We start from the raw sequence: 13,861 nt of genomic DNA, 5'->3' as shown, positions 1-13,861 counted from the left end.
AAGGAAATGGAAAAAATTTATAAAATCGGCGTCATTGCTGGAGACGGCATTGGTCCAGAGGTTATTCATGAAGGAGTCAAAGTACTCAATACCATTGCCGAAGTGGATGGAAGCTTTCGGTTTGAGTTTAACTACTTCCCTTGGGGATGCGAGTACTATGCTAAACATGGGGAAATGATGCCAGAAGATGGTTTAGAGCAACTCCGGTATTTTGATGCAATCTATTTGGGGGCTGTGGGTTATCCAGGAGTTCCCGACCACATCTCTTTATGGGACCTGCTGCTCAAAATTCGCAAGGGATTCGATCAATATATCAATATCCGTCCGATCACGCTATTGGAGGGAGCGCCTTGCCCTTTGAAGGATGCCAATAAAGAAGACATAAACATGCTATTTATTCGGGAAAACAGCGAAGGGGAGTACGCTGGAGCGGGGGATTGGCTGTTTGCCGGAAAGCCTGAAGAGGTGGTATTGCAAACCGGTGTTTTCTCAAGAAAGGGAACAGAACGAGTCATCCGTTATGCATTTGAAGAAGCTCGCCGGTTAGGAAAATCCCTTACGAGCATCAGCAAAGGAAATGCCTTGAATTATTCCATGGTGTTTTGGGATAGGGTCTTTGAAGAAGTGAGCAAGGAATATCCGGATGTTCCGACGTATTCGTATCTGGTTGATGCTGCAGCTATGTTTATGGTCAAGCAGCCGGAACGATTTGAGGTCGTTGTCACCTCCAATTTGTTCGGGGACATTTTAACGGATCTAGGAGCGGCGATTGCGGGAGGTTTGGGGCTTGCAGCCGGTGCCAATATTAATCCGGAGAGAGCCTATCCTTCCATGTTTGAACCCATTCACGGCTCTGCACCAGATATTGCAGGAAGAGGATTAGCCAACCCCTTGGCCGCGATCTGGTCGGCCAGTCAGCTCCTGGATTTCTTTGGACATGAGGATTTAGGAGCAAAAGTACTAGAAACGGTAGAGAGTTTACTCATTGAAAAGTCAGTACTTACTCCGGATATGGGAGGCACAGCCAAGACGTCAGAGGTAGGCAATCGAGTGGTTCAAATCTTAACTGAAAAGATGAGTATCGTTTAGTTGTAAATATAGAGAGCCAAAAAGGGTATTGGCTCTCTCTTTTCTATTTAACAGTTTATTAGAATGGGAGACCAGGTTCTATGGGGTATGAAATTCTACTTACTATCATTGTGATAAACGTCTTATATGTATCCTTTTTCACCTTGAGAATGATCCTTGTAATTAAAGGGTATCGATTATTTGCTTCCCTTTTGTCTATGATTGAGGTTTTTGTTTATTTGAAAGGTCTTGCCATTGTTCTTGATAATTTAAATAATCCTATCAATTTAGCAGCTTATTGTATCGGCTGGGGAATGGGAGTTTATTTGGGAAGTCGGATTGAAGAATACATGGCATTGGGGCATGTGACCATTCAAGTAGTGGTTGACTCGATAGAACTCGACCTGCCTGATTATCTTCGCCAACAAGGCTTCGGTGTGACTTCTTGGCTAGGCGATGGAAAAGATGGAAAGCGTCTTGTCATGCAAGTGTTGGCCAAAAGAAGCAATGAACGGAAGCTCTTAGAGTTCATTCAAAACCGTGTGCCTAAAGCGTTTGTGATCTCATACGAGCCCAAGCAGTTAAAGGGGGGATTTTGGGTTAAGCATTTGAAAGGATAGGCTCTTTGTCCTCCTCCTTGGGGGCGCAGAGGGAGCAAACATAAATTGTAACTATCCAGTAGTTAAGGGCGTTTTTGCAAATCAATACATCATAAGAGTAGTAAACATAATAAAAAAAAGTGTAAAAATATTAAAAAAAGTTAATCGGAATATTCCTTATAATTTAGATAGGTAGAGTTGGCGAGTCATAACGGGAACGCTTTAGGACGATGATCCTCATTCTAGGCCATTTGCTAACGAAGCAGCTATTCTTTTACCACAGGTACATAATTTCCAACAAGGAGGATTTCCAGATGGTTCAGGAAAACAAAGGTTTGGCCCGCAGGCAGTTTCTAGGTAAAGTCGGAAAAATCGGGGTCGCTTCCGCTGTTCTCGGTGCCCCTGGCACCATGGGTTTCATCCTACCTGATACGGTAAGTGCGGAAGCCGAGAAGAAGAAAGATGACCATAACACCAAAAAACCAGGAAAAAACAGTTCCTACATGCTGTTGAATGTCCGGTTGGAAAGCGGATATAAGTATGACAATGGCCAGGTCGTCGGAACCGAGACCGTCATGCGCAACCTCCAGATCGAAAAAGGTATCATTACCAAAATACTAGATACTAAGGCCCCCTATAAAAAAGGCATCGATTGCTATGATGCGAAAGGCTTGCTCCTCTTACCTTCTTTTAAAGATATGCATATTCATTTGGATAAAACGTATTATGGCGGTCCTTGGAGAGCGGCATATCCGAGGAAAAATGTTTTTGACATAATTAACCTAGAGCAAACACTGCTGCTGGAGCTGCTACCAACGGCTCAAGAACGTGCGGAGAAATTAATTGAGTTAATCCTTAGCTTTGGATCGACTTATATCAGAAACCATTGTAACATCGACCAGGTCGTAGGTCTGAAAAATCTCGAGAAACTGAAGCTCGCCTTAGCAAACTATTCAGATAAAATATCACATGAAATCGTGGCCTTCCCTCAACATGGCTTGCTTCGTTCAAATGTAGAAGGGCTGATGCGCGAAGCCATGCAGCTCGGAGTTACTCATGTTGGCGGACTAGATCCAACCTTGGTTGACGGGGATATAGAAAAATCGTTGCAAACGATGGTACAAATCGCGGTGGACTATAAAGCAGGCATCGATATTCACCTTCATGAAGGAGGAGAAATGGGCTTGAAGGTAATTCGTCGCTTGGCTGATCTGACAGAGGAAGCCAAGCTGCAGGGCAAAGTGACAATTAGCCATGCATTTTCACTTGCCTCGTTACCGGATGGCGCCGACGTCGAAATGGCCAACCGCCTTGCGTCCCTAGATATCTCTATTGCATCATCTGTTCCAATTATGAAACAAAACGTTATGCCGATTTCGCTGCTTCAGAAGCAGAAGGTGAATGTCCTGCTCGGCACTGATAATATTATGGATCATTGGTTACCGTTCGGGATCGGCGATACACTGCAGAAGGCACATCTTGTGGCACAGCAGAGTGGAAGAATCGACGAATATAACCTTTCCCGCACACTTTCCCTTGCTACCGGTGGGATTACGCCTTTAGACGACTCTGGCAAGCAAATATGGCCGCAAGTAGGCGACGCGGCGACTGCCGTACTTGTTCCGGCAAGCTGCTCGGCTGAAGCGGTTGCTCGATTGCCGAAGCGTACTGCGGTGCTGCATAAGGGTACCTTATGCTCAGGCTCTCTTGATAGCGTGTAACTTTAAACATCAATGGCTGCTATATCTCATTTGTAGGGCTCGTTATTGGTGATAACGCTGGTAAAAAATAAAGATGAATACTTAGGAGGAAATGATGCTTCAAAATATTGGCATACCAGGACTAATACTCATTTTAATTATTGCCCTTATTATTTTCGGTCCTTCCAAGTTACCGGAAATTGGACGAGCATTTGGTTCGACCTTAAGAGAGTTTAAAAAATCTACTAGAGATCTGGTAATTGATGACGCCAAATCAGAAACAACAAAGTATAAAAATTAGCCACTTTAATGATGGAGATGGAAAACATGGAGGTTATTCAAAATCGCTGGCGTGAGGGGCTGGGGGCGATGCAATGGTTCGTATTTTTACTGGCAAATGCGGTCGCCTTACCCGTTGTACTTGGTCAAATCTTTTATTTGACAGTAGATGAAGTAGCTGGATTGATGCAACGTACGTTTTTCGTCGTCGGGCTCACTTCTTTCATACAGGGCTTTTGGGGCCACCGCTTACCCATTGCGGACGGTCCGGCAGGATCATGGCTAGGGGTATTTGTAATTCTAGGCAATGCAGCCATCCAGCAAGGCCAAGATTTGCTGGAGACTTTGAAAATTTTGCAAGGAGGGATGCTTGTCGCGGGACTGCTGCTCTTTGTCTTTGGGATCACAGGCATGATCCAACGGATGCTGTCTTTTTTTACTCCTCTTGTAACAGGTTCCTTTCTTTTATTGCTTGCCATACAGTTGAGTGGTGTGTTTCTGAAAGGGATGATGGGAGTTCATGGAGAATCTCCGCAGGTAGATGAGGTCACTGCGCTGATTGCTTTTGGTGTTTTCTTGCTTGTTATTGGTTTATCCGTACGCGGGAGAGGCTGGATCAAAAGCTATGCGGTATTAATCGGGATCTTAGCCGGTTGGATTGCTTTTTATGCTGTTGGAAAAGGAGCAGTTCCGATTATAGCCGATAGCGGGATCCAAATGCCGGAAATATTGGCGTGGGGATGGCCTCAATGGAACCAGGGCATGGCCATGTCCGCTGTCCTGCTATCGCTCATCCTAGTTTCCAATACCGTCGCAGCCGTATCGGCAGTTGGGCAAGCCGTTAACCATCATGATGAGCCGGATAAAAAAGCACTCAACCGTGGAGGGTGGGCAGGGGGGATCGCTCACATGATATGCTCAGCCTTCTCTACCGTTGGTATCGTACCGCTCCCTGTGAGTGCTGGTTTTATTCGCCTAACTGGCCAATACCGGATGCGACCTTTCCTCATTGCTTGTGTAGTACTTGCCTGTATGGCTCTAATCCCTAGTGTGATCAGTTATCTGGCTTTATTGCCTGGACCAGTTGCCTATGCTGCACTCATGGCTTCATTTGTCCAGCTAATTGGGATCGGACTCCAAGCGGTCTTGCGCGATTCGCTTGACCAGCGTAAGCTAACAATCTTGGGTAGTGCTCTTTTACTCGGGGTGGGCGTTATGTTTTTGCCAACGACGATTTTACAAGATTTCCCCTCCGTAATCCAATATGTTTTTGGCAATGGCTTACTCGTCGGAACCGTGATTGTTATGGTTCTAGAAATGGTTTGGCCTGTACAAAAAGAACAAAGTAGCGAACTGCTGGACGTGAATTCGAGTCAGCAAAGGGTGAAGCTGTTATTTAGGAGATAAAAATGGTGCCCGGTGTCATAATACCGGGTTCTTTTTATTTACAAATACTTGAGATTTCTTACCAAACATTGCTAAGAGATTCAGATTCTCTTAGCGATGTTTCTTTGGAGGATCATCTTCCCTGCAGTATAAACAACGACAAAAGTGAGGGAAACCATTGCACTCAACCAAATACTATATAAATTTCCAAGATACATACGACTTCCGAATCCAGCTGTTAACCCGATCACTGTACAGAATGGAATGAAATTATCCACTTTCCCTTTACTCATCATGATCACAACCAGAGGAGCAATGAGAGATGCGTGGATATTGCCAAAGAAAAATAAAAGACCTAAAAGTGAGGGAGTGAAATAATAGGTGAGAACAAGGAAAAAAAGGCCGATCAATATTGCGAGCTTGTATCCCATTTGAATCTTTTGGGGCTCACCTAAGCTCGGCTTTAAAGCCTGATAGACATTACGAACCAACAAACTAATGACAGAATGGAGTCCGGCTCCAAACGTAGAAGTGGTTGCACTCAAGCAGCAAATAACAAAGATAGCCAATATCAAAGGAGTATCGAGTCGACTCATAAGATCGGTAAATAAAGACTGGATATCATCAAATCCGCCTGTATAAATCAAAATCATAAACAAAGTCGAAAAGGCCATTGGAAAGGCCAACCATACAAATCCGGATATCAGGAATGTCGGAAAAATTTTTTGTTCTTCCATAGTATAGATTCTTTGCCAGGTTGCTAGATCTGCAAATACTTGCCCCAACCCAATAAAAATCCCTGTGGCCATAAAGAATAAACCATCATAATTATTGATAACAAGTAAGTAAGGATGATATAACCGAATTCCTTCATAGACAGGCTGTACCCCTTCCTGAACAAAAAAATAGAGAGGGATCAGGATGGCACCCGCAAATAGGAAGACAACCTGGAAAATAGCAAAGCGATGAACTAGAATGATGCCTCCTGTACCCGCAAACAGTATGCAAAAAGTAATAAAATAAAATATTCCCATAAATGCGGGCACGTTAAAGACCATCTGCAATAATTTTCCTGAAATCATTGCTTGGACAAACATAAAATCCATACTTGTGATTAGTAAAATTAGTATCAGTAGCCAATAACCGGAGGAGTGGAGTTTTTGTTGTAAATAATCTCCGATCGTTAGATTTTCTCTAGATTCGTTTCGGACTTTTTTCCCAAACCACCCCATGACCATTAAGGCGAATGCCTGCATCAAGGCATACCCGATTCCGCCAAAAACACCGTATTTCACAATGGATTCAGGTGATGCAAGGATCGTATTACCAGTTACCCATCTGGCCAAGAGGGAGATTACTCCTAAACCGATTCCCAGTTTGGCTACTCCCGAGACATAATCATGAAACGTGCGGTAGAACAATTTATTTCTCCTTCTCTCGAAAATCTTTTGGTGTTATGCCGACTAGTTTCCGGAACACTGAACTAAAGTAATGCTGGCTATTGAATCCTGTTTTTTCTGCAACATCCGAAATGCTCCAATTCAAATGCGAAGTTAAATATTTTTTGGACATTTGAATTCTGTATTGCATTAAATAATCGGAAAAAGAAATGCCCACCTCCTCATGAAACCGACGGCTTAAGTAGGTTGGGTTGATATGAATGGCGGATGCAAGATCGCCAAGATTCAGTTTCTCTGAATATTTATCATGGATCATTTGCAACGCGTCAAGTATGACACGGGAATACTTGGACATAGTAGGATTTTCTTTGTATTTTCCAAGAATCTTTGCTAGTTCACTTTCAATCACCGGTTTCGTGATATAATCGAACACGCCAAGTCGTATTGATTGTTTCGCATATTGAAAGTCCTGGTAAGCCGTTACGATAATCAGTTCCATGTCTTGATTATGTTTCCGCATGGTTTCGCCAATTTCTAATCCTGATCGCCCGGGGAGATGGATATCAAGAAAGGCAAGATGAATTTTGATCTTCTGACTAATATCTAAAGCTTGGCAACCGTCTGATGCCTTATGGATCTTCCACAAGGGAAACAAGGGCTGAATTAAAAATTCAAGCTGATCTAATTCAAGAGGTTCATCATCCACTAACAGGACATTCATTTCATCATCTCCTTTAAATCCGGTAGATACATGGCAGGCCAACATACTTCCACCTCCGTTCCATTCCCCAGAGAGGTAAAAATATTCAAGCTGGCTCGTTCCGAAAAATAGTAGAACAAACGTCGGCGGATATTGTCTAACCCATGGCCGCTTTCTTCCTCAACCTTTTCTCCTGCACCGGTCATCGAGCCATTGTCGATCACTTGAAGAATGATTTGACCATTCTTGGAAAAGAGACGGAGGCGCAAGATGGCCTCCCCTAATTTCCTTTCCAGACCGTGCTTAAAAGCATTTTCCACGAGAGTTTGCATAATAAAAGGGGGAATATAAGCTTTTAAAATATCTTCCTGAAAATCCATATGCACCGTTAATCGAGAGCCGAAACGAAGCTTTTGAATCTCAATATAGTGCTCGGTATACTGAATTTCTTCATCCAAGGGAATCAGAGGCTCATTGGTCTTATATTTGAACTTCAAGAATAAGGAAAGAACCTCTAAAGCTCTGACCAGCTCATCAGATCTCCTTAAGCGCGCTAAGCTCAAGATGACATTCAGCGTGTTAAATAAAAAATGAGGCTGAATCTGTTGATTCAATTGATTGTAAAGGGCTTGCTGCAGCTCCTTTTCTAGCTTGATCTTTCTATTATTGTATTCAAGCAAATCAATGCGCTTTTCAAAAATAAAAAGAAATAGTAGCGTAATAGCTCCTGCAATAGGAGCTAAAATAAATAGCAGAATAAGCATCGTAAAGCTTTCATAGCTGAACATGGGATACCTTCCAGAAAATAATATTCATTCTGTCTATTTTTATTTTATTATATTATCAGCTTATTAACTAGAATGAGTTTGACCCTTGATCAGTTTACTAGATGGCAGGCAACCTGATGCTTGCCTGAAATGATACGAAGCTCGGGGGTAGTTACTTTGCATTCCTCGATGGCGAAAGGGCACCGGGTATGGAATCGACAACCAAGTGGCGGATTGAGAGGGGAGGGGACATCTCCTTTTAATAAAATCCTCTCTTTCTTTTCTTTTTGATTAGGAACAGGTATGGAAGACAATAATGCTCTTGTATAAGGATGCTGCGGATTATCGAAAAGAGATCTCTTATCGGCGATCTCCACGATTTTTCCAAGATACATCACCATAATCCGATCTGAAATGTGGCGAACTACACCCAGATCATGGGAGATAAAGAGAAAGGTTAGACCTAACTTATGTTGAAGGGATTTGAGTAGGTTTAACACCTGGGCTTGTACGGATACATCAAGAGCTGAGACCGCTTCATCACAAATAATCAGCTTGGGCTCTACGGCGATGGCCCGTGCAATGCCAATTCGCTGCCTCTGTCCGCCGCTGAATTCATGTGGGTATCGATCCATGGTATCAGGTCTCAGCCCGACATTCTCCAATAGCTCCAGGATGCGCTCTAAACGTTTTTCTTTGGGAAGGACTTGTTGAATAGCTAACGCCTCATAAAGGATTTGGCCTACCGTTTGCCTAGGATTGAGGGAAGCAAACGGATCCTGGAAAATCACCTGCAGATCTTTACGCATTTTTCTCATATCCTGTTTATTTAGGCGAAGCAGATCTTGATCTTGAAATTGAATCTGACCATCAGTTGGCTGATCCAGGCGCAAAATCGCCCGCCCGGTGGTAGACTTTCCGCAACCCGATTCACCCACGATACTCAAGGTTTCTCCTTCATAAACAACAAAACTAATGTCATCAACAGCTTTTACGTGATTCACGGTTCGTCCCAGAATTCCACCTTTAATGGGGAAGTATTGTTTTAAATTTTTAATTTTTAATAATACCTTTTTGCGGTCATAGAATTGAGGGTTAGTTACCATGAACATTGACCTCCGTTTTTCTTTCTATTTCTTCTAGCCTGCTGTCCCATTCTGGGGCATAGATCCAGCAGCGAACTTTGCTACCATTCCCAACATCCTGCAGCTCCGGGAGCGAGTGGTTACATAATTCTGTGGCATGCGGGCAACGTGGAGCAAAACGGCAACCCGAAGGCAAGTGAAAGGGACTTGGAACGCTTCCTTTGATGGCCTGGAGTTCCTCTTGATCCTGGTCCATACGGGGCAAAGAATTCAATAATCCTAGTGTATAGGGATGCTTAGGATTTTCAAATAATTGTTTGGTATCGGTGTATTCTACGATTTTTCCGGCATACATGACGGCTACGCGATCACATGTTTCCGAAACGACTCCCAAATCATGGGTGATCATGATGATTCCCATTCCCAGGTCTTTTTGCAGTGATTTCATTAGCTCCAGTATTTGGGCTTGTATCGTTACATCAAGAGCCGTCGTAGGTTCATCAGCAATCAGGATTTCGGGATGACAGGCCAGAGCCATCGCAATCATCACCCGCTGTCTCATGCCTCCACTTAACTCGTGCGGTTCTTGTTTGACTCGTTTTTCAGGAGATGGAATGCCTACCAACTGTAGCATCTCAACTGCTTTCTCCCAAGCTTCCTTTTTTCCGAGTTGTTGGTGTAGGCGAAACACTTCAGCAATTTGCTCCCCAACCGAGTAAACTGGATTCAAGGAGGTCATCGGTTCTTGGAAAATCATCGAGATCTCATTCCCGCGGATGGATCGCATCTCTGCTTCTGTTTTTTTCAGCAGATCTTGCCCTTTAAACAGGATTTCTCCGCCAACAATCTTCCCTGGAGGACTAGCGATGAGACGCAGAATCGAAAGGGAGGTCATGCTTTTTCCGCAGCCTGATTCCCCTACGATCCCGAGAGTTTCCCCCTTGTGAATCGTGAAATCAACGCCATCCACAGGTTTGCTGATACCTTCGTCGGTAAAAAAATACGTCTGTAAGTTGCGGACTTCTAAAATTTTCTCCTTTGGCTTTTGCATGTGAATTCCTCCTAGTCCAATTCAATCCGTTTATTAAAAAATCGATATAATACATCCACGATCAAATTCACGATGACAAAGATCATCGAAGCGACAAGGACGCCACCTTGAACCATTGGCAGATCTCTCATTCGAATAGCTTCTACGATCATCCTACCAAGCCCGTTGATGGCGAATACGGATTCAACTAATACAGCTCCACCGAGCAAGGCTCCGAATTGTAAACCAACAACAGTGATCACGGGAATGAGTGCATTTTTTAGGGCATGCTTGTAAATGATGACTCTTTCCTTGAGTCCTTTGGCTCTGGCGGTTCGGATGTAATCCTGGCGGATCACATCCAGCATGCTCGAACGAGTCATACGGGCTACAATAGCGGCACCTGATGTTCCTAAAGTGATCGCCGGGAGCCATACATGCATGAAGGTTCCCCATCCGGCGACAGGAAAAATATGCAATTTGACTGAGAAACAGAAAATTAGGATAAGTCCCAACCAGAAACTGGGCAGGGATACCCCGAGCAGGGCGATAATCATTAATGTAGTGTCAGCCCAGGAATACTGCTTGGTTGCTGAGATAATCCCAGCAATCATCCCCAACACTATGGTTATGATGATGCTTACAGCTGCCAATTGAATCGTTATCGGCAACCGGGCCATAATTTCATCAAATACAGGAAGGTTTGTTTTCATAGATACTCCGAGGTCCCCTCGCAAGACGTTCATAACATAATCAAAGTATTGAACAAGTAATGGCTTATCCAATCCTAATTGTTTATGAATTCTCTCAATGATTTCGGGTGTTGCGCCCTCACCCGCAATTAGCAGCGCTGGATCACCGGGAACTAATTTCATGATCAAAAAAACGACCAGTATGACGCCTAATAACACAGGTACCATCTGCAGCATGCGGCGAATGATATAAATGAACATGGATATCCCCCTTTATTTCTTCATTCTTGGATCTAGCGCGTCTCGAAGACCATCTCCGAACACATTTAACCCTATCACTAATGTGGAGATCGCAAGTCCTGGAAATATGGCAAGATATGGGGCAGAATACAAGAAATCTCGTCCATTACTGAGCATAGCTCCCCACTCCGGCAGCGGCGGCTGCGCCCCGAGTCCCAAGAAAGATAAACCTGCTGCGGTTAAAATAGCAGTCGCTAACCGCAGGGTTGCTTGAATAATAATAGGAGACAATATATTAGGGAAGATGTGTTTGAAGATGATGGTTCCATCGCTTGCACCTAGTGAACGGATCGCATCAACATATTCCATTTTTTTGGCGGATAATGTGGAGCCTCTAGCAATCCGTGCAAACATAGGTACGGAAAATAAACCCACGGCTATGATGACATTAATCAAACTCGGTCCTAAAGCGCTTACAATAGCTAGGGTAAGCAGAATTCCTGGAAAAGCGAGAAGAACATCGATAATCCGCATAATGATCGTATCTACCCATTTTCCGTAATAGCCAGAAATCAAACCGAGGAAAATGCCAATAAAAGCACCGATAAACACAGATAGAAAGCCGACTGTTAAAGAAAGGCGCGTCCCATATAATAATCTGCTGAAAATATCCCGCCCTTTATCATCCGTTCCCATCCAATGGTCCATTGAGGGTGGTTTCAATCTATTCATCAGATCAATTTGATAAGGATCATGTGTAGAGAGGAGGGGAGCCATTACCGCGATCAGAATATAGAAGAGAACCACGCCCCCTCCAACCAAGGCCAGTTTATTTTTTCTTAGCTTCTTATAAACCTCCCTCCATTTGTCCATTCGGACAAAAAATACTTTTGTCGGATACACCTGATTTTTTTCAAGCAACTCTGTTTTCATGAGATAACCCTCCTTTTCTATTTTTAAAGTTATCAGAAAATTAACTAAAGTAAATATGATTTGGACAATACGTAAAAATAGCTAAAATAGAGGTAAAAATCTTTAAAAATATCAGATGGTCTGCTGTGATTGGTGATAAGGATTATATAAAAAGTAAAAATAATATAAAAATAGACGAAAATACTTAAAAGACTATGTAGTGAATTTTGTTATAATTCGAACAAGAAAGAAATTAACTCAATATAGAAAAGGACAGGAGGAGATAAAATCTCGTAAAAGGAAAGAGAATTCATATCAAATCGTATGTAATTTCTAAAACAAGAAGAAGGATAAAAGGGGGCTATTCTTTGAAAAAAATACGCATTTTTAACGCGATTTTTGCTATCTCTCTTGTTTTTAGTGCAGTCCTTACCGGTTGTTCTTCCAGCTCAGTGTCAAATGAAGAAAAGAAAGAGACGGCTGAAACAACTCCAAAGGAGGGCGGAATTTTAACCATCGCTAGACTAGCGGATGCAGAAAACCTGGATCCTCAATTTATGTCAACGATTAACGCGGCAAGTGTTACTCAGCATAAAATTTATGAAGGACTTGTTCAGCGGGATAAAAACTCGGAGATTAAACCGATGCTGGCAACCGAATGGAAGCAGGTGGATGACCTGACGTGGGAATTCAACCTTCGCCAAGGAGTCACCTTCCATGACGGAACCCCTTTTACGGCCGAAGCTGTCAAAAAGACCTTTGATCGCATTTTAGATAAAGAAGTCGCATCTCCTCGAGCCAATTTATTCGAGAAGGTTAAGGAAATTAAAATTATAAATGAACATACGGTTCAATTCATACTTACGGAACCGTTTTCTCCACTTCTTTCCATTCTATCTAATCATGAAGGCAGTATTTTTAGTCCAAAAGCGATTGAAAAGTATGGAAAGCAGTTATCCCAACATCCGGTCGGAACAGGTCCTTTTACCTTTCAAACCTGGACACCCGGACAAGAAATTATACTCGTAAAAAATGAAGCCTATTGGGGAGAAAAACCGAAGGTGGATAAGGTAGTCTTCAAAGTTATACCCGAGGATGCGACGAGGATTGCTATGGTGGAAACCGGAGAAGCACATATCGCCGAACCGGTACCGGTGACAGAAGTCGAACGGGTACAATCTTCATCCGTTATGAGTCTTTATCGAAGCGAAGCATTTGGAACGGAATTTATTGGATTTAATACGAAGAAGAAACCGTTTGATGACGTTCGAGTTCGCCAGGCCATAAGCCATGCCATTGAAACGGACGCCATTATAAAAGGCGTCTTCAACGGTGTTGGAACGAAATCAAATTCCACGATGGGCCCGAAGGTATTAGGATATAACCCGGATTTAAAAGGGTATGAATACGATATTAACAAAGCGAAAGCCCTTTTGTCTGAAGCGGGCTATCCAAATGGATTTAAAACGACGATTCTGACTAATGATCTGAAGGAGCGGATGAATTTAGCCGAAGTTGTCCAATCTCAATTAAAGGGAATCGGGATTGATGTGGAAGTGAAAGTATTGGAGTTTGGGACTTTCTTCGCAACGGCTGCGAAAGGGGAAACCGATTTATTCATTACCAGCTGGAGAAACGCAACTGGTGACGGAGATTACAACCAGTACAACCAATTCCATTCCAAGTCCCAAGGAAGTGCCGGAAACTATTTCTTCTATAAAAATCCGGAAGTAGACAAGCTGATCGAAGAGGGGCGCAAAGAAAAAGATCTTTCGCAACGAGAGAAAATTTATGCCCAAATTCAAGAGATAGAAATGAAGGAAACTCCATTCGTCCCGATCCGTAATCTGGAGAATATTGCTGCAGTGAGCAAGAACGTAAAAGGGGTTTGGATGAGTCCATCCGGGTACTTGATGATTAACGAAGTGACCATCCAATAGTAGTGGCAGGAGGGAGGACTCCTCCCTTCTTAATACAAGTAGAAAAATAGCATTTATTCAAAG

Annotated in this window: 13 protein-coding genes; 6 read left to right on the top strand and 7 right to left on the bottom strand. The window is 43.1% G+C overall.

Annotation, left to right across the window (positions count from 1 at the left end; translation table 11 throughout):
• The first annotated feature begins 6 nt into the window (after positions 1-6).
• The 5 genes from ABLT31_RS29900 (at position 7) to ABLT31_RS29880 (ending at position 5,053) form a co-directional block, all read left to right on the top strand.
• Complete coding sequence (locus tag ABLT31_RS29900; RefSeq protein ID WP_367758572.1) at positions 7-1,089, top strand: tartrate dehydrogenase; 1,083 nt, start codon at positions 7-9, stop codon at positions 1,087-1,089.
• Between the two features lie 80 nt (positions 1,090-1,169).
• Positions 1,170-1,688 (top strand): DUF2179 domain-containing protein, encoded by a 519-nt coding sequence (locus ABLT31_RS29895; RefSeq protein ID WP_367758570.1) that lies wholly within the window; start codon positions 1,170-1,172, stop codon positions 1,686-1,688.
• Between the two features lie 293 nt (positions 1,689-1,981).
• Positions 1,982-3,388: an amidohydrolase gene (locus tag ABLT31_RS29890; RefSeq protein WP_367758568.1), complete on the top strand. Its 1,407-nt coding sequence runs from the start codon at positions 1,982-1,984 to the stop codon at positions 3,386-3,388.
• Positions 3,389-3,482: 94 nt separating this feature from the next.
• Positions 3,483-3,668 carry a twin-arginine translocase TatA/TatE family subunit gene (tatA, locus tag ABLT31_RS29885; protein WP_367758566.1) on the top strand — a complete coding sequence of 62 codons (186 nt, stop codon included), beginning with the start codon at positions 3,483-3,485 and terminating at the stop codon, positions 3,666-3,668.
• Positions 3,669-3,685: 17 nt separating this feature from the next.
• Positions 3,686-5,053, top strand: coding sequence for a purine/pyrimidine permease (locus ABLT31_RS29880; RefSeq protein ID WP_367758633.1), 1,368 nt, complete (start codon positions 3,686-3,688; stop codon positions 5,051-5,053).
• Positions 5,054-5,133: 80 nt separating this feature from the next.
• Here the strand turns inward: ABLT31_RS29880 and ABLT31_RS29875 are convergent, their stop codons facing one another.
• The 7 genes from ABLT31_RS29875 to nikC form a co-directional block, all read right to left on the bottom strand.
• Positions 5,134-6,453, bottom strand: a complete 1,320-nt coding sequence (locus tag ABLT31_RS29875; RefSeq protein ID WP_367758564.1) for a sodium:solute symporter family transporter — start codon at positions 6,451-6,453, stop codon at positions 5,134-5,136.
• A gap of 1 nt (position 6,454) precedes the next feature.
• On the bottom strand, positions 6,455-7,153 hold the full coding sequence (locus ABLT31_RS29870) for a response regulator transcription factor (protein ID WP_367758562.1): 699 nt from the start codon (positions 7,151-7,153) through the stop codon (positions 6,455-6,457).
• Entirely contained in the window at positions 7,150-7,920 is a 771-nt protein-coding gene (locus ABLT31_RS29865) for a sensor histidine kinase (protein WP_367758560.1), read from the bottom strand. Before ABLT31_RS29865 ends, ABLT31_RS29870 begins: the two co-directional genes overlap by 4 nt.
• Positions 7,921-8,009: 89 nt before the next feature.
• Positions 8,010-9,005, bottom strand: a complete 996-nt coding sequence (locus tag ABLT31_RS29860; protein ID WP_367758558.1) for an ABC transporter ATP-binding protein — start codon at positions 9,003-9,005, stop codon at positions 8,010-8,012.
• Complete coding sequence (locus ABLT31_RS29855) at positions 8,995-10,035, bottom strand: ABC transporter ATP-binding protein (RefSeq protein ID WP_367758556.1); 1,041 nt, start codon at positions 10,033-10,035, stop codon at positions 8,995-8,997. Before ABLT31_RS29855 ends, ABLT31_RS29860 begins: the two co-directional genes overlap by 11 nt.
• 11 nt (positions 10,036-10,046) lie before the next feature.
• On the bottom strand, positions 10,047-10,967 hold the full coding sequence (nikB, locus tag ABLT31_RS29850) for a nickel ABC transporter permease (protein ID WP_367758554.1): 921 nt from the start codon (positions 10,965-10,967) through the stop codon (positions 10,047-10,049).
• 12 nt (positions 10,968-10,979) lie between these two features.
• On the bottom strand, positions 10,980-11,819 hold the full coding sequence (nikC, locus tag ABLT31_RS29845; RefSeq protein WP_367758631.1) for a nickel transporter permease: 840 nt from the start codon (positions 11,817-11,819) through the stop codon (positions 10,980-10,982).
• Between the two features lie 407 nt (positions 11,820-12,226).
• On the opposite strand from nikC, the gene ABLT31_RS29840 reads away from it, so the two are divergent.
• The gene (locus ABLT31_RS29840; protein WP_367758552.1) at positions 12,227-13,798 is read left to right on the top strand and encodes a glutathione ABC transporter substrate-binding protein; all 1,572 of its coding nucleotides are present in this window, start codon (positions 12,227-12,229) and stop codon (positions 13,796-13,798) included.
• The last annotated feature ends 63 nt before the right edge of the window (positions 13,799-13,861 follow it).

This window comes from Ammoniphilus soli, from assembly GCF_040813775.1.
Note: the sequence above shows the minus strand (reverse complement) of the source record. Positions and strands in the feature narration are given on the sequence as shown.